This window comes from Pseudomonas sp. RA_15y_Pfl2_54 (genome assembly GCF_963971015.1).
Taxonomy (GTDB): domain Bacteria; phylum Pseudomonadota; class Gammaproteobacteria; order Pseudomonadales; family Pseudomonadaceae; genus Aquipseudomonas; species Aquipseudomonas baetica_A.
Genome location: NZ_CAXAPN010000026.1, coordinates 69,795 through 86,746, shown reverse-complemented (window position 1 = coordinate 86,746; position 16,952 = coordinate 69,795). Strand labels below are relative to the sequence as shown.

The window sequence follows — 16,952 nt, the reverse complement described above, 5'->3', positions numbered from 1 at the left end:
GATTTTTCTGACGTCCATAGCGCTCTGGATCAATGTTTTTTCAGAAAGGTCCTACACAAAACCTGTGGGAGCCTTTGAGATGTTTGCGGGCAAAAAAAAACGCCCCAAACCAGTCGGGGCGTCAGATGTGCGGCGTTGCGGTTAGCTTTCTATCCGGCCCGCAACGGCCGTTTGCTCAGGTGAAGCAGATCAGTGAAACTGCTCTTCTTCGGTCGAACCGGTCAGCGCGGTTACCGAAGACGAGCCACCCTGAATCACGGTGGTCATGTCGTCGAAGTAGCCGGTGCCCACTTCTTGTTGGTGGGCGACGAAGGTGTAACCCTTGGCAGCATCAGCGAATTCCTGCTCTTGCAGCTTCACGTAGGCAGTCATGTCGTTGCGGGCGTAGTCGTGCGCCAGGTTGAACATGCTGTGCCACATGTTGTGAATGCCGGCCAGGGTGATGAACTGGTGCTTGTAGCCCATGGCGGACAGTTCGCGCTGGAACTTGGCGATGGTCGCGTCGTCCAGGTTTTTCTTCCAGTTGAAGGAAGGCGAGCAGTTGTACGACAGCAGTTGGTCCGGGTATTCCTTTTTGATCGCTTCAGCGAAACGACGGGCTTCTTCCAGATCCGGCTTGGCGGTTTCGCACCAGATCAGGTCGGCGTACGGCGCGTAAGCCAGGCCGCGGGCAATTGCCTGGTCCAGACCGGCACGGACCTTGTAGAAGCCTTCCTGAGTGCGCTCGCCAGTCACGAACGGCTGGTCGTACGGGTCGCAATCGGAGGTCAGCAGGTCAGCAGCGTTAGCGTCGGTACGGGCCAGAATGATGGTCGGCGTACCGGCAACGTCGGCAGCCAGACGCGCAGCGGTCAGCTTCTGCACGGCTTCCTGGGTAGGAACCAGTACTTTGCCGCCCATGTGACCGCATTTTTTCACGGAAGCCAGTTGGTCTTCGAAGTGAACGCCGGCGGCGCCTGCTTCGATCATGCTCTTCATCAGCTCGTATGCGTTCAGAACGCCGCCGAAACCGGCTTCAGCGTCCGCCACGATTGGCGCGAAGTAGTCGATGTAGCCATCGTCGCCCGGGTTCTTGCCGGCTTTCCACTGGATCTGGTCAGCACGTCGGAACGAGTTGTTGATGCGCTTGACCACGGTTGGCACCGAGTCCACCGGGTACAGCGACTGATCCGGGTACATCGATTCGGCGGAGTTGTTGTCCGCAGCCACCTGCCAGCCCGACAGGTAGATCGCCTGGATGCCGGCTTTGACCTGCTGAACAGCCTGGCCGCCGGTCAGGGCGCCCATGCAGTTGACGAAGTCTTTCTCTGGGCGGAAGGACGGCTTGGCACCCTGGGTGACCAGGTTCCACAGCTTCTCGGCGCCCATTTTCGCAAAGGTGTGCTCAGGTTGAACCGAGCCACGCAGACGGACGACGTCAGCAGCGGAGTAAGTGCGTGTCACGCCTTTCCAGCGCGGGTTTTCAGCCCAGTCTTTTTCAAGGGCTGCAATTTGCTGTTCGCGTGTCAGTGCCATGGAGATAAACCTCGTCGCGTCTTTATGAAAAGTTGTTCTGCGGTGGAAAATTCCTGCGCTCGCTGACCAGAAGCTTAGGTGCTCAAGTCGGATTCGGCGGGGTAGGCGACGGGATGAACGATGGGCTCGAGGGGAAGTGAGCAGGTAAAGGCGCAACTGGCGGGCGCATTCGGGCGTCGTGGGCCTTTATACGAACTGCAGTGTGATGCCGGGTTACCCAATTACGCTTCCGTCCCTCGGGACAACTTCGTTCCAGTCGGCAACCTCGTCAAACACACCTTGTGGGCGGTACAGACACGAAGCGGTTCGCGGGGTGGGTGCGAACATCGTTTCGAAGGCCCTTGCCAGGGCCTCTGATTAGCGGGAGCGAGGCCATCATGCCTTCGCTTTTTTGCCTCGTCAAACGTTTTGTAGTGCTTTTTTTAAAGCACTACATCTTTCGTCTAATACGACTAATCAGTCAATTTTCGGTGCTTTAGTCCAAAGCGTCGACTTTCACCCGTAAAGTCATGTCATCCCGGCCTTGAGTCGCGTAGCTGCGGCTCTGGCTCTGTTTGTCGGACTGGGTTTCACGGTTTATCCCGGCGAGGGTGATCCATTCGCCAAGGCGACCGCTGACCGTTGTGTCGGTACTTTGTACGTTCACTACATCGGGACGTTCCTGGCTCATGCGGTCACGATTGGTGCTGATTGACAGATGAACGATGTCGCCGGTGACGCTGGCGGTGACATAAAAGCCCTGTGTGACGTTGCGATATTGCGTCTGGCTGCTGTAGTCGCCGTACGAGTTGCTCTGGCTGCTGGTGATCGGCACGCTCTGGCCGACCTGGATCAGTGCCGGTGCACCTTCGCTGGCCTGAATCTGCTGAATGCCGCCATCACGGCTGGCGGTGCTGTAGTTGATGATCCGGGTCTGTTGGTCGCCGGTGTTCTGCTGGTTGTTTTCGTTGGTATCGACAGTGATCAGCAGGCGTTTGGGGGCGGTATCGAGTTGGGTGATCAGTGCCTTGAGTTCCTGGATCTTGTCCGGCTCGGCCTTGATGATCAGTTGATTGCCATAGGCGCTGACCTGACCGTCTTTGCTCATGAAGTCTTGCGCCATCGGCAGCATGTCGGCGCTGGTGCGGTACTTGAGGGGCACGATTTCAGTGGCCGCCATCACCGATAAGCTGCAACCGAGCAGCAGGGTGGTGAGCAGGGTGCGTAGGGACATGTCCGTTATCTCCGCTTTTGAAAGGCTTGATATTGCCAGTTTGTCGGCCTGGGGTGGGGCAAGTTGAATCGTAGACAGCAAAACGCCCCGTCATCGGTGGATGGCGGGGCGTTTTGAGATGCGCTCAAGGGCCTCTTCACGAGCAAGCCGGCACACAGTCGATCTCTGCTGGGCACAAAAGCTGTGTTCGCTGGAGATTCCCGGTGGGGCGGCTTGCTCGCGAAAGCCGCGCTGCGGTATCACGCCGAGTGGCGAACCATATCGACATGCGGAATCCCTGCTTCCAGGAACTCCTCGCTGACCAGGTTGAAGCCAAGACGCTCGTAGAACGCCGTGGCCTGCACCTGTGCGCTGAGCATCTGCTGCTTCAGGCCGCGCTCTTCAGCTTCAGCGATGACCGCTTGCATCAGGGCGTCACCGACCTTCATGCCGCGCCAGTCTTTGAGTACCGACACGCGACCAATGTGCCCATCGGGCAGCAGGCGCGCAGTGCCGATCGGAAAGTCGCCTTCGAATGCCAGAAAATGCACGGCGGTCGCGTCATCCGCGTCCCACTCAAGTTCAGGTGGTACCGATTGTTCGGCGATAAACACCGTTTCACGAATGCGCCGGATCTCGGCGATGTCCTTCTGCCAGTCTGCGACACGTACGCGAATTTTATTCATCGGCAAACCCCAGGCTGCCTTGCTTGACCAGTTCACACAGCAGGCCGCGACCGTCTTCATCGCTCAGCCACTCGCCGAGGTTGTCGGTGTGCAAGGCGTCGGCGGCGCAGATCAGTTTCAGCAGTTCGCGCAGCTTGCCTGGCAGATATCGGCTCTGGCCACTGGCGAACAGCAGCAGATCGTCATCGACTTCCGACCAGGCCAGACGCGCGCTTGGGTTGCGGACCAGCACGGCGCCATCTTGCAGAGCGCTGAGGAAGTCTTCTTCTTCGACATCTTCCGGGCCGGCCACCAGTTCCGGGTAGCGTGGCTCGGTCATGTACTGGCCGAACCAGGTCAGCAACAGGCGTTCGTCGCTCATGTGTTCGGCGAGCAGGGCTTTCAGGCGATCCAGTGCATCGTGTTGAATCTGGTGCGGGTCGCTGGCCGGCTGCGCGTCGGCATCGGTGTAGCGCTCTTCATCGGTCAGGAACTGGCTGAGGAAGTCGGTGAAGTGGGTCAGTACTTCAGAGGCGCTTGGGGCGCGGAAGCCGACCGAGTAGGTCATGCAGTTATCCACGGCCACGCCGCAGTGGGCCAGGCGCGGCGGCAGGTAGAGCATGTCGCCCGGTTCCAGAACCCACTCTTCGGTTTCGTGGAATTCGGCGAGGATGCGCAGATCCGCGTGTTGCAGCAGCGGGCTCTCGGAGTCGCACATCTGGCCGATTTTCCAGTTGCGCTTGCCGTGACCCTGCAGCAGGAACACGTCGTAGTTATCGAAGTGCGGACCGACGCTGCCACCCGGCGCGGCGAAGCTGATCATCACGTCGTCGACGCGCCAGCTCGGCAGGAAGCGGAAGTTTTCCAGCAGTTCGCTGACTTCTGGCACGAACTGGTCGACCGCTTGGACCAGCAGGGTCCACTCTTTTTCCGGCAGCTTGCTGAATTCGTCTTCAGCGAACGGGCCGCGACGCAGTTCCCATGGGCGCTCGCCGTGCTCGATTACCAGGCGCGACTCGACTTCTTCTTCAAGGGCCAGGCCGGCCAGTTCGTCGGCGTCGATCGGGCTTTCGAAATCAGGAATCGCCTGACGGATCAGCAGTGGCTTTTTCTGCCAGTAGTCGCGCAGGAATTCGCGCGCCGTGAGACCGCCCAGAAGTTGAAGAGGAATATCGGAATTCATATGTAACCTATTGAAAAAAAGCACTTTTCAGACGGGAATAAAAACGCCCGGCGCGGCCGGGCGTCTCAAACGGGTCAAGCGGTCGATCAGATGCGTTTGGCTTGCGCTACAGCGTTACCGATGTAGTTGGCCGGGGTCAGTTGCTTGAGCTCGGCTTTCGCTTCGGCTGGCATGTCCAGACCGTCGATGAAAGTCTGCAGTGCTTCAGGGCTGATGCCCTTGCCGCGGGTCAGTTCTTTCAGCTTTTCGTACGGGTTTTCGATGTTGTAGCGGCGCATCACGGTCTGGATCGGCTCAGCCAATACTTCCCAGCAAGCGTCGAGGTCGGCAGCAATCTTCTGCTCGTTGAGCTCAAGCTTGCTGATGCCTTTGAGGCTGGCTTCGTAAGCGATCACGCTGTGAGCGAAGCCGACGCCGAGATTGCGCAGTACGGTGGAGTCGGTCAGGTCTCGCTGCCAGCGAGAGATTGGCAGTTTGCTCGCCAAGTGCTGGAACAGCGCGTTGGCGATACCCAGATTGCCTTCGGAGTTTTCGAAGTCGATCGGGTTGACCTTGTGCGGCATGGTCGACGAACCGATTTCGCCAGCGATGGTGCGCTGTTTGAAATAACCCAGGGAAATGTAGCCCCAGATGTCACGGTCGAAGTCGATCAGGATGGTGTTGAAGCGCGCAATGGCGTCGAACAGTTCGGCGATGTAGTCGTGCGGTTCGATCTGCGTGGTGTACGGGTTGAAACCCAGGCCCAGCTCGTCTTCGATGAAGGCGCGGGCGTTGGCTTCCCAGTCGATCTGCGGGTAGGCCGACAGGTGGGCGTTGTAGTTGCCGACAGCGCCGTTGATCTTGCCCAGCAGTGGCACCGCAGCGACTTGAGTGATCTGACGCTCGAGACGGTAAACCACGTTTGCCAGTTCTTTACCCAGCGTGGTCGGCGAAGCCGGTTGACCGTGGGTACGCGACAGCATCGGCACGTCAGCGAAACGGATGGCCAGTTCGCGGATGGCGTTGGCGGTTTGGCGCATCAGCGGCAGCATCACGTCGTCACGGCCTTCGCGCAGCATCAGCGCGTGGGACAGGTTGTTGATGTCTTCGCTGGTGCAGGCAAAGTGGATGAACTCGCTGACTTTGGCCAGCTCCGGCAACTTGGCCGCCTGCTCCTTGAGCAGGTATTCGATCGCCTTGACGTCGTGGTTGGTGGTGCGCTCGATCTCTTTGACGCGTTCGGCGTGCTCCAGCGAGAAGTTTTCAGCCAGTTCATTGAGAACGGCGTTGGCCTCGGTGGAGAAGGCTGGCACTTCCGGGATGCCGGCGTGGGCGGCCAGGCGCTGGAGCCAGCGTACTTCAACCAGGACGCGGGCACGGATCAGGCCGTACTCGCTGAAAATCGGGCGCAGGGCCTGGGTTTTGCCGGCGTAGCGGCCGTCTACAGGGGAAACCGCAGTGAGCGAAGAGAGCTGCATGGGGTGTTCTCGGACAGTCGGGCAACGAAATGGGGCGCGTATCATACATGAAAAAATCCGCCGGTCCGTCGCCAACTGACCGGCGTATTACGCGTTACAGACTACAAAGCTTTTATTGCGCGACGATTTACTCGCTGCGCATCAACGGATACAGCTCTTTGAGCAGCTTGCGCCGGCTGATCACCAACTGCCAGCGATGCCCGCCGAGCTGGCGCCACAGGCGTGCTGAACGGATACCGGCCAAGAGCAGGGCGCGGATTTTCGAGGCATTGCTCGGCTGTTGCAGGTTGCGCATGTCGCCATGCACCTGAATCCGCTGGCGCAGGGTGCTCAGGGTGTCTTGGTACAGCGCGCCGCACGCGGCAACCACGTTTTCGTGGGCCGGGCCGAAGTGCTCAACTTGCGACTGGATCTGCGGCAGGCGCTTGCCGATGGTGTCGAGCATGTCGTCACGCTTGGCCAGTTGCCGCTCAAGACCGAGCATCGACAGGGCATAGCGCAATGGCTCGCGCTGCAAGGTGCTCGGGTCGCGTTCAAGCGCGCCGATCAGTGCGCGGTAGCCTTCACGCAGATTGATATCGTCGCCGCCGTACACGTCCAGCGTGTCTTTCGGGTCGCGCACCAGCAGGCTGCCGAGCATGCAGCTCAGGCCGGCCTCGTTGGTCTGGCCGGTCTTGGCGATCCGGTCGACCAGCACGGCTGCGAGAAACACGCCGCCCAGCGCCGTCAGTTGCTCCTGAGTCGGGTTCATGCCTGGCCGCTCCACGGCTCGGCGACTTCGATCACGCCGCCGCCGAGGCAGATTTCACCGTCATAGAACACCACGGACTGGCCTGGCGTCACCGCGCGTTGCGGCTCGTCGAACACTGCGCGGTAACCGCTGGCGGTTTTTTCCAGGGTGCAGGCCTGGTCGCTTTGGCGGTAACGCACTTTGGCGGTCAGGCGCAGCGGCTGGCTCAGATCGATCGGGTTGACCCAATAGATTTCCGAGGCGTGCAGGGCGCTGGAGAACAGCCATGGGTGGTTGTTGCCTTGGCCGACGATCAGCTCGTTGTTGTCCAGATCCTTGCGCAGCACGTACCACGGCTCATCGCCCGCATCTTTCAAACCGCCAATGCCCAGGCCCTGGCGCTGGCCGATGGTGTGGTACATCAAGCCGTGGTGACGGCCGATGACTTCGCCTTCGGTGGTTTTGATCTCGCCCGGTTGTGCCGGCAGGTATTGCTTGAGAAAGTCGCTGAAACGACGCTCGCCGATGAAGCAGATCCCGGTGGAATCCTTCTTCTTGGCGGTCGCCAGCTCGTATTTTTCGGCAATGGCGCGGACTGCCGGTTTTTCCAGCTCGCCGACCGGGAACAGGGTCTTGGCGATCTGTTCGCCGCCGACGGCGTGCAGGAAGTAGCTTTGATCCTTGTTCGGATCGAGGCCCTTGAGCAGTTCGGTGCGGCCATCGATGTCACGGCGGCGCACGTAGTGGCCGGTGGCAATCAGGTCGGCGCCGAGCATCATGGCGTAGTCCAGGAACGCCTTGAACTTGATCTCGCGGTTGCACAGGATGTCCGGGTTCGGCGTGCGACCGGCCTTGTATTCGGCCAGGAAGTGCTCGAACACGTTGTCCCAGTACTCGGCGGCGAAGTTGGCAGTGTGCAGTTTGATGCCGATCTTGTCGCACACGGCCTGAGCGTCCGCCAGGTCGTCCATGGCGGTGCAATATTCCGTTCCGTCGTCTTCTTCCCAGTTCTTCATGAACAGGCCTTCCACTTCAAAGCCCTGCTCGATCAGCAGGAGAGCGGAAACGGAAGAGTCCACGCCGCCGGACATGCCGACAATGACGCGCTTCTTGGATGTGTCAGAAGGGGCTGGATCACGCATAGGGATTCAATGAGTGTCTTGAAAAAGGACGCGATTCTATCAGGCTCACGGCCTCAAGGCTAAAGAGAAGGGCGGATCAGTTCGAGGCCGAAGTGATGGCCGGCCAGATAATCATCGATGCAGCGGATGATCAGCTCGCTGCGCCAGTTATCGCGCTGGGCGATTAATTCGTCGCGGGTCAGCCACTTGGCGCCGACGATGCCGTCGTCGAGCGGGCAATCCGGGTGGTGCTTCACGGCTTTGGCGCTGAAGCACACGCGTTGGTAGGTGACACCGTTGCTCGGTGCGGTGTACAGGTAAATGCCGATGACGCCGGTGGGTTCGACGTCCCAGCCAGTTTCCTCAAGGGTTTCGCGAATGGCAGCTTCGATCAGGGTTTCGTTCGGGTCGAGATGGCCGGCAGGCTGATTGAGTACGTTGCGCCCGGCCTTGTGCTCTTCGACCATCAGGAAGCGGCCGTTGTTCTCGACGATGGTGGCGACGGTGATGTGGGGGAGCCATTCCATAAATCTTCCTCAATCTATTGGTTGAAACCTGATCCCCTGTGGGAGCAGGCTTGCTCGCAAATACGGTTTGTCATTCAACATCTTTATTGACTGATCCAATGCATTCGCGAGCAAGCCCGCTCCCACATGGGGTCGTGTCTCAAGGATAAATGGGCCAGCGCCACAAAAAGAAACCCCGGCACTGGGCCGGGGCTTCTTTACAGCATTACAACCTTAAACCAGCGCAGCAACCGCCGCGTTGAAGGTTGCGCTTGGGCGCATGGCCTTGCTGATCAGCTCGGCATTGGCGTGGTAGTAACCGCCGATGTCCACTGGCTTGCCCTGCACGGCGTTGAGCTCGGCAACGATGGTTGCTTCGTTCTCGGTCAGGGTTTTAGCCAGGGGCGCGAACTGCGCTTGCAGTGCAGCGTCTTCGGTCTGGGCAGCCAGGGCCTGAGCCCAGTACATCGCCAGATAGAAGTGGCTGCCGCGGTTGTCGATGTTGCCGACTTTGCGCGATGGCGACTTGTTGTTGTCGAGGAACTGGCCAGTGGCCTGATCCAGAGTCTTGGACAGAACCAGCGCTTTCGGGTTGTTGTAGTTCACACCCAAATGCTCGAGGGATGCCGCCAGAGCCAGGAATTCGCCCAGCGAATCCCAGCGCAGGAAGTTCTCTTCAACCAGTTGCTGCACGTGCTTCGGTGCCGAACCGCCGGCGCCGGTTTCGAACAGGCCACCGCCGTTCATCAGCGGCACGATCGACAGCATCTTGGCACTGGTGCCCAGTTCCATGATCGGGAACAGATCGGTCAGGTAGTCGCGCAGTACGTTGCCGGTCACCGAAATGGTGTCCTTGCCTTCGCGGGTGCGCTGCAGGGTGTACTTCATCGCGTCGACCGGCGCCATGATCTGGATGTCCAGACCGGCAGTGTCGTGATCCTTCAGGTAAGCCTGAACTTTCTCGATCACTACGCCGTCGTGAGCGCGCATCGGATCGAGCCAGAAAATGGCTGGAGTGCTGCTGGCGCGAGCGCGGTTGACGGCCAGTTTGACCCAGTCCTGGATCGGCGCGTCTTTGGTCTGGCACATACGGAAGATGTCGCCAGCTTCAACAGCCTGTTCCATCAGCAGGGTGCCTTTGCTGTCGGTCACGCGAACCACGCCGTCAGCCTTGATCTGGAAGGTCTTGTCATGCGAGCCGTACTCTTCGGCTTTCTTCGCCATCAGGCCGACGTTTGGCACGCTGCCCATGGTGGTCGGGTCGAAGGCGCCATTGGCTTTGCAGTCTTCGATCACAGCCTGGTAGATGGTCGCGTAGCAGCGATCCGGGATCACAGCCTTGGTGTCGTGCAACTGGCCGTCGGTGCCCCACATCTTGCCGGAGTCACGGATCATCGCTGGCATCGAGGCGTCGACGATAACGTCGCTCGGCACGTGCAGGTTGGTGATGCCTTTGTCGGAGTTGACCATCGCCAGCGATGGACGAGCGGCGTAGACCGCTGCCATGTCGGCTTCGATCTGCGCTTGCTGATCGCTAGGCAGGGCCTTGATACGAGCGTACAGATCGCCGATGCCGTTGTTCAGGTTGAAGCCGATCTGGGCCAGCACGTCAGCGTGCTTGGTCAGCGCGTCTTTATAGAACTCGGCAACGATCTGGCCGAACATGATCGGGTCGGAGACCTTCATCATGGTCGCTTTGAGGTGAACCGACAGCAGCACGCCTTGTGCCTTGGCGCTTTCGATTTCTGCGGCGATGAACGCGCGCAGGGCGTTTTTGCTCAACACGGCGCAGTCGAGGATCTCGCCAGCCTGAACGGTGGTTTTTTCTTTCAGGACGGTCGTGGTGCCGTCTTTGGCGATCAGCTCGATTTTCACAGCGTCAGCGGCGTCGATCAGGGCGGCTTTTTCGCTGCCGTAGAAATCGCCGGTGCTCATGTGAGCAACGTGGGACTTGGAGTCTTTGGCCCATGCGCCCATTTTGTGCGGGTGCTTGCGAGCGTAGTTCTTGACCGACAGCGGAGCGCGGCGGTCGGAGTTGCCTTCACGCAGAACCGGGTTCACGGCGCTGCCTTTGACTTTGTCGTAACGCGCCTTGGCGTCTTTGTCGGCATCGCTGGTTACGGTTTCCGGGTAGTCCGGCAGGTTGTAACCCTGAGCTTGCAGCTCTTTGATCGCGGCTTGCAGTTGTGGAACCGAAGCGCTGATGTTCGGCAGCTTGATGATATTGGCTTCAGGCGTAACGGCCAGGTCGCCCAGTTCGGCGAGGTGATCGGCTACGGCTTTGTCGCCCAGTTGCTCGGGGAAGCTGGCCAGAATGCGTGCTGCAAGAGAGATATCGCGGGTTTCCACGGCGATATCGGCCGAGGCGGTGTAAGCCTCGATGATCGGCAGCAGGGAATAGGTGGCGAGGGCTGGAGCTTCGTCGGTGAAGGTATAGATGATCTTCGAGCGGGTGGGCATATTCGGATTAACTCTCTCTTCTTTGCTAAAGCGTGCGCAGAAACTCGAGGGGCGCCGGGTAAGCGCGTTCGTTCAAAGTCATCCATGAACCGAATGTCGAGATTCTTCGCGGTGATGTTGGGTGCATCGTTGAGCGTCAAGCAGTCGGACTGCGGTAACAGTTCAACCAAACAGGCGGAAAGTCTCGTGCTAGAGAGGCCAGCCGTCGTGACCCTTTGGTCAGCGGGCGGCATTATACATAGGTAGCTGGCAATCTGCCGATGGTTCATATGCAACGATTCTCGTCCATTGGTCTAAAGGTCGCAGGGCAGGGTGGGGCGTAGAGTCTTGCGCAATGCTTGAGTTTGGCGCTTTTCCCTTTGCTTTCAGGGTTGTACGAAACGAGATGTGCCTGCGCCTTGAACAGAGGGTTTGCGTGTTGATTTAACTGGGTTACGCTCGAACCAAGCCAGATGTTCAATCCAAACAATGGAGTTCAGCATGGGTTACAAGAAGATTCAGGTTCCAGCCGTCGGCGACAAAATCACCGTCAATGCAGACCATTCTCTCAATGTTCCAGATAACCCGATCATCCCCTTCATCGAAGGTGACGGCATTGGTGTTGACATCAGTCCGGTGATGATCAAGGTTGTCGATGCTGCAGTTCAAAAGGCATACGGCGGCAAACGCAAGATTTCCTGGATGGAAGTCTTCGCCGGGGAAAAAGCCACTCAGGTTTACGATCAGGACACCTGGCTGCCTCAGGAAACGCTCGACGCAGTCAAGGATTACGTGGTTTCCATCAAAGGCCCGCTGACCACCCCGGTCGGTGGCGGCATCCGCTCGCTGAACGTGGCTCTGCGTCAGCAACTCGATTTGTACGTCTGCCTGCGTCCGGTGCGCTGGTTCGAAGGTGTGCCAAGCCCGGTGAAAAAGCCTGGCGACGTCGACATGACTATCTTTCGCGAGAACTCCGAGGATATCTACGCTGGCATCGAGTGGAAGGCCGGTTCGCCGGAAGCCACCAAGGTCATCAAATTCCTTAAAGAAGAAATGGGCGTCACCAAGATCCGTTTCGACGAAAACTGCGGTATCGGCGTCAAGCCGGTTTCCCTCGAGGGCACCAAGCGCCTGGCGCGCAAGGCGCTGCAGTATGTGGTCGATAACGACCGCGATTCGCTGACTATCGTGCACAAAGGCAACATCATGAAGTTCACCGAAGGTGCCTTCAAGGAATGGGCCTACGAAGTGGCCGCCGAAGAGTTCGGCGCGACCCTGCTCGACGGCGGTCCGTGGATGCAGTTCAAGAACCCGAAAACCGGCAAGAACGTCATCGTCAAGGATGCCATCGCCGACGCCATGCTCCAGCAGATCCTGCTGCGCCCGGCCGAATACGATGTGATCGCCACCCTAAACCTCAATGGCGACTACCTCTCCGACGCTCTGGCGGCGGAAGTGGGCGGTATCGGTATCGCGCCGGGCGCTAACCTGTCCGACACCGTAGCGATGTTCGAAGCCACCCACGGTACTGCGCCGAAGTACGCCGGCAAGGATCAGGTCAACCCGGGTTCTCTGATTCTTTCGGCGGAAATGATGCTGCGTCACATGGGCTGGACCGAAGCGGCGGATCTGATCATCAAGGGCACCAACGGCGCCATCAGTGCCAAGACCGTGACTTATGACTTCGAGCGTCTGATGGATGGGGCCAAACTGGTGTCGTCTTCGGGCTTCGGTGATGCGCTGATCTCGCATATGTAAGAACTGCAAGCATGCAAATAACCGCCCCTCTCGGATAATAGAGGGGCGGTTTTTTATGGCTGAAGGTTTTGACGCGTCAACTGGTAACTTTTTGTTCTCTAAAGGTGTCCGGGACTGTTTCTTTTTCTTCTGTGGCTACGACCGCTGTAATATTGACCGCGTGCAGGCCTTTGGGCCCCTGAGCGATCACGAAGCTTACGGCCTGCCCAGCCTTGAGGGTTTTATACCCGTCCATTTCAATGGCGGAGTAGTGCGCAAAGAAATCAATATCTTTGCCAGCCTCGTCTCGACCTTCACGGGTGTCGGTATTGATGAACCCGAACCCCTTGGCATTGTTGAACCATTTCACCTTGCCGACAGCCATGCTCAAATCCCTCTGCAACAGACTCCAACGCTGGAGTATCATCCAGGACATCCGCAATCTAATCCGTTAAAAGGATTGACTCCGCGGATCTTTTTTACCCACTGTGGGCTCTATTGGTTGTAACACCGTTTTCCCGATAGTCAAGGTGACCGGGCAGTCGGAGTTGAAAACGTGTACAGCCGCCCCCACCACTGTATTTGCACAACTGACGAACCTTTCTTTCCATGCATGCAATCAGCCAGATTCGACTAACATTCAATCAGGATCGCCCGCTTCTCCAAAAGGATCTTCCAGAGGAGCACGACGACGATTCGGCAGGCGTTGCTGTTCAGGAAGCAAAGCCTGCGTTACAGGCGCCGCCGATGTACAAGGTGGTTTTGTTCAACGATGACTACACACCGATGGATTTCGTCGTCGAAGTGCTCGAGGTGTTTTTTAACCTGAATCGCGAGCTGGCGACCAAGGTCATGCTGGCCGTCCACACAGAAGGGCGGGCAGTATGTGGAGTGTTTACCCGCGACATCGCCGAGACAAAGGCCATGCAGGTCAACCAGTACGCCAGGGAAAGCCAGCATCCGCTACTCTGTGAAATCGAGAAGGACGGTTAATCGCCGACCACTTGGGTATGAGGTGAAGCTATGTTAAACCGCGAGCTCGAAGTCACCCTCAATCTTGCCTTCAAGGAGGCTCGTTCGAAGCGTCATGAGTTCATGACCGTCGAACACCTCCTGTTGGCCTTATTGGACAATGAGGCTGCCGCCACCGTTTTGCGTGCCTGCGGCGCAAACCTCGACAAACTCAAGCATGACCTGCAGGAGTTCATCGACTCCACCACGCCATTGATCCCCGTTCATGACGAAGATCGCGAAACCCAGCCAACCCTGGGCTTCCAGCGTGTACTGCAGCGTGCTGTTTTTCACGTACAGAGCTCGGGCAAACGCGAAGTGACTGGCGCCAATGTGCTGGTTGCAATCTTCAGTGAGCAAGAGAGTCAGGCCGTGTTTCTGCTGAAACAGCAGAGCGTTGCGCGCATCGATGTCGTCAACTACATCGCTCACGGCATTTCCAAAGTGCCGGGGCATGGCGATCACTCTGAAGGTGAGCAAGACATGCAGGACGACGAGGGCGGTGAGTCTTCTTCTTCAGGCAATCCTCTGGATGCTTATGCCAGCAACCTCAACGAACTCGCGCGTCAGGGGCGGATTGATCCGCTGGTCGGCCGTGAGTCGGAAGTCGAGCGTGTCGCGCAGATCCTGGCGCGGCGGCGCAAAAATAATCCGCTGTTGGTCGGCGAGGCTGGCGTGGGTAAAACCGCGATTGCCGAAGGCCTGGCCAAACGCATTGTCGACAACCAGGTCCCTGATCTGTTGGCCAGCAGCGTTGTTTACTCGCTCGATCTCGGTGCTCTGCTCGCGGGCACCAAATATCGCGGTGATTTCGAGAAGCGCTTCAAGGCGTTGCTCAATGAGCTGAAAAAGCGTCCTCAGGCGATCCTGTTCATCGACGAGATTCACACCATCATTGGTGCTGGCGCTGCATCCGGTGGTGTCATGGACGCTTCGAATCTGCTCAAGCCACTGCTGTCGTCTGGCGATATTCGCTGCATCGGCTCGACCACGTTTCAGGAGTTTCGCGGCATCTTCGAGAAGGATCGTGCTTTGGCGCGGCGCTTCCAGAAGGTCGATGTCGTCGAGCCGTCGGTGGAAGACACCATCGGTATCCTGCGCGGCCTGAAGGGTCGTTTCGAGGCGCACCACAACATCGAGTACAGCGATGAGTCGTTGCGTGCCGCCGCTGAACTGGCGTCGCGTTACATCAATGATCGACACATGCCGGACAAGGCCATCGACGTGATCGATGAGGCGGGTGCCTACCAGCGTTTGCAACCGGTCGAGAAGCGCGTCAAGCGTATCGAAGTGCCGCAGGTTGAAGATATCGTGGCGAAAATCGCGCGTATTCCGCCGAAGCACGTCACCAGTTCCGATAAGGAACTGCTGCGTAACCTGGAGCGTGACCTCAAGCTGACGGTGTTTGGTCAGGATGCGGCGATCGACTCGCTGTCCACTGCGATCAAGCTGTCCCGTGCCGGCCTCAAGTCGCCTGATAAACCGGTGGGGTCGTTCCTTTTCGCAGGGCCTACCGGTGTCGGTAAAACCGAAGCCGCGCGGCAACTGGCCAAGGCGTTGGGGATCGAACTGGTTCGCTTCGACATGTCCGAATACATGGAACGTCACACCGTATCGCGTCTGATCGGTGCCCCTCCAGGTTATGTCGGCTTCGATCAGGGCGGTCTGTTGACCGAGGCGATCACCAAGCAGCCGCACTGCGTATTGCTGCTCGATGAAATCGAGAAGGCGCACCCGGAAGTCTTCAACCTGCTGCTGCAGGTGATGGACCACGGTACGCTCACTGACAACAACGGGCGCAAAGCGGACTTCCGCAACGTGATCGTGATCATGACCACCAACGCTGGTGCCGAAACGGCAGCTCGTGCTTCGATTGGTTTCACCCATCAGGACCACTCGTCCGATGCGATGGAAGTGATCAAGAAGAGCTTCACGCCGGAATTCCGCAACCGTCTGGACACCATTATCCAGTTTGGTCGCCTCAGTCATGAGGTCATCAAAAGTGTGGTGGACAAGTTCCTTACCGAGCTTCAGGCGCAGTTGGAAGACAAGCGTGTGCTGCTGGAAGTTACCGATGCGGCGCGCAGTTGGCTGGCGGCGGGTGGTTACGACTCTGCCATGGGCGCTCGTCCGATGGCGCGTCTGATCCAGGACAAGATCAAGCGTCCGCTGGCGGAGGAGATTCTGTTTGGCGAGCTGGCCGAGCATGGCGGTGTGGTTCACATCGACATCAAGGACGGTGAAATGACGTTTGACTTCGAAACCACGGCTGAGATGGCCTGACGGCTTGGTGTTGATTGGGAAGGCGCCTTCGGGCGCCTTTTTTGTTTTTTGGGGGGGGGGTGGGGTTTTTGGGTTTTGGGTGAATATCCGTTGCTGCGGTGATGGCTTATTACGGTTTCGCCCTTACGGCGACTCACTTTTTTTCAAACGCCAAAAAAAGTAAGCAAAAAACGCTTGCTCCTACGTTCGGCCCGCTCGCTGGGGCTCGGGGTTCCTTCGCTCCGGGATCGATCCGGGCGCAGCGCCTACGGTTTGCTTCGCTGCACCTCCTCTCGCTGTGTTTGGCTTCGCCAAACGGTCGCTGCGCTCCCACCCCCGGATCAATCCCTCCACTCAGCCTTCCGACGTCGCCTTGCAGATCAAAAACTGCAGCCGAGCTAACGCTCATCCTGTTGAGCAGTGAAAAGCGGGCGCTGTTTGCTGTTGGTTTTTTGTGGGCGCTGGCTTGCCAGCGATGGCGGCCTGCGAGCCGACCATCTCTGACTAATCGCGCCCAATCCAGCTGTGGGGGCGAGCTTGCTGGCGAAGACGGCTTACCAGCCACCGAATTTTCACTGAACACACCCAGTCCCCATGTAGGAGCTGCCGAAGGCTGCGATCTTTTGATCTGCTTTGGCTTTGGCTTTTGATCTGTTGCTCAACCGTAGCGAGGGAGCACTGAGTCTCAGCGAAGTGCCGTGCGTCAGGGGCAAAGCCTTTTGGTGTTTTTTTGCTGGGCCGGCACTCCGGCGTTTGAAAAAGGGATCCGCAGCAGCGGATATACACACAAAACCATTAAAGTGCAGACACAAAAACGCCCGGCATAAACCGGGCGTTCTGTATTGACTTGATTAGCGAGCGCGGTAAGTGATGCGCCCTTTGCTCAAGTCATAGGGCGTCAGCTCGACGCGCACTTTGTCACCGGTAAGAATACGAATGTAGTTCTTGCGCATCTTGCCGGAAATATGCGCGGTTACGACGTGCCCATTTTCCAACTCCACACGAAACATGGTGTTGGGCAGGGTGTCGACGACAGTGCCTTCCATTTCGAAGCTGTCTTCTTTCGACATGCAGTAAAGCCCTCGGTATCCAATGAATGGCCCGGTGCAACTGCGCCAGGCAAAAGCGGCGTGC

The 16,952-nt window shown here is 58.3% G+C and carries 14 protein-coding genes; 3 read left to right on the top strand and 11 right to left on the bottom strand.

Annotation, left to right across the window (positions count from 1 at the left end; genetic code table 11):
• Positions 1 to 189: 189 nt before the first annotated feature.
• From aceA to AACY50_RS19095, 9 genes are all read right to left on the bottom strand, one after another.
• Positions 190 to 1,515, bottom strand: coding sequence for an isocitrate lyase (aceA, locus tag AACY50_RS19135; RefSeq protein WP_016775277.1), 1,326 nt, complete (start codon positions 1,513 to 1,515; stop codon positions 190 to 192).
• Between the two features lie 475 nt (positions 1,516 to 1,990).
• Positions 1,991 to 2,728 carry a secretin N-terminal domain-containing protein gene (locus AACY50_RS19130; protein ID WP_339434119.1) on the bottom strand — a complete coding sequence of 246 codons (738 nt, stop codon included), beginning with the start codon at positions 2,726 to 2,728 and terminating at the stop codon, positions 1,991 to 1,993.
• Positions 2,729 to 2,967: 239 nt separating this feature from the next.
• Positions 2,968 to 3,393 (bottom strand): GNAT family N-acetyltransferase, encoded by a 426-nt coding sequence (locus tag AACY50_RS19125; protein ID WP_007920197.1) that lies wholly within the window; start codon positions 3,391 to 3,393, stop codon positions 2,968 to 2,970.
• Positions 3,386 to 4,555, bottom strand: coding sequence for a ribosomal protein uL16 3-hydroxylase (locus tag AACY50_RS19120; protein ID WP_339434118.1), 1,170 nt, complete (start codon positions 4,553 to 4,555; stop codon positions 3,386 to 3,388). The genes AACY50_RS19125 and AACY50_RS19120 overlap by 8 nt, the downstream gene beginning before the upstream one ends.
• An 86-nt stretch (positions 4,556 to 4,641) precedes the next feature.
• Complete coding sequence (gene purB, locus AACY50_RS19115; RefSeq protein WP_339434117.1) at positions 4,642 to 6,012, bottom strand: adenylosuccinate lyase; 1,371 nt, start codon at positions 6,010 to 6,012, stop codon at positions 4,642 to 4,644.
• A 127-nt stretch (positions 6,013 to 6,139) separates the two neighbouring features.
• Positions 6,140 to 6,763, bottom strand: a complete 624-nt coding sequence (hflD, locus tag AACY50_RS19110; RefSeq protein WP_221730384.1) for a high frequency lysogenization protein HflD — start codon at positions 6,761 to 6,763, stop codon at positions 6,140 to 6,142.
• Positions 6,760 to 7,884: a tRNA 2-thiouridine(34) synthase MnmA gene (gene mnmA / locus AACY50_RS19105; RefSeq protein WP_339464580.1), complete on the bottom strand. Its 1,125-nt coding sequence runs from the start codon at positions 7,882 to 7,884 to the stop codon at positions 6,760 to 6,762. The genes hflD and mnmA overlap by 4 nt, the downstream gene beginning before the upstream one ends.
• Positions 7,885 to 7,943: 59 nt before the next feature.
• Complete coding sequence (locus tag AACY50_RS19100; protein WP_339434115.1) at positions 7,944 to 8,390, bottom strand: NUDIX hydrolase; 447 nt, start codon at positions 8,388 to 8,390, stop codon at positions 7,944 to 7,946.
• Positions 8,391 to 8,603: 213 nt separating this feature from the next.
• Positions 8,604 to 10,829 carry an NADP-dependent isocitrate dehydrogenase gene (locus tag AACY50_RS19095; RefSeq protein ID WP_339434114.1) on the bottom strand — a complete coding sequence of 742 codons (2,226 nt, stop codon included), beginning with the start codon at positions 10,827 to 10,829 and terminating at the stop codon, positions 8,604 to 8,606.
• A gap of 480 nt (positions 10,830 to 11,309) precedes the next feature.
• Between AACY50_RS19095 and icd the strand changes: the two genes are divergently transcribed.
• Complete coding sequence (gene icd / locus AACY50_RS19090) at positions 11,310 to 12,566, top strand: NADP-dependent isocitrate dehydrogenase (protein WP_221730380.1); 1,257 nt, start codon at positions 11,310 to 11,312, stop codon at positions 12,564 to 12,566.
• 76 nt (positions 12,567 to 12,642) lie between these two features.
• Here icd and AACY50_RS19085 read toward each other — a convergent pair whose 3' ends face one another.
• Positions 12,643 to 12,930 carry a cold shock domain-containing protein gene (locus AACY50_RS19085; RefSeq protein WP_339539009.1) on the bottom strand — a complete coding sequence of 96 codons (288 nt, stop codon included), beginning with the start codon at positions 12,928 to 12,930 and terminating at the stop codon, positions 12,643 to 12,645.
• A 224-nt stretch (positions 12,931 to 13,154) separates the two neighbouring features.
• Between AACY50_RS19085 and clpS the strand changes: the two genes are divergently transcribed.
• Entirely contained in the window at positions 13,155 to 13,538 is a 384-nt protein-coding gene (gene clpS, locus AACY50_RS19080) for an ATP-dependent Clp protease adapter ClpS (protein WP_016987405.1), read from the top strand.
• A 30-nt stretch (positions 13,539 to 13,568) separates the two neighbouring features.
• Positions 13,569 to 15,839: an ATP-dependent Clp protease ATP-binding subunit ClpA gene (clpA, locus tag AACY50_RS19075; protein ID WP_339434112.1), complete on the top strand. Its 2,271-nt coding sequence runs from the start codon at positions 13,569 to 13,571 to the stop codon at positions 15,837 to 15,839.
• 830 nt (positions 15,840 to 16,669) lie between these two features.
• Here clpA and infA read toward each other — a convergent pair.
• Entirely contained in the window at positions 16,670 to 16,888 is a 219-nt protein-coding gene (gene infA, locus AACY50_RS19070; RefSeq protein ID WP_002553999.1) for a translation initiation factor IF-1, read from the bottom strand.
• Between the last annotated feature and the right edge of the window lie 64 nt (positions 16,889 to 16,952).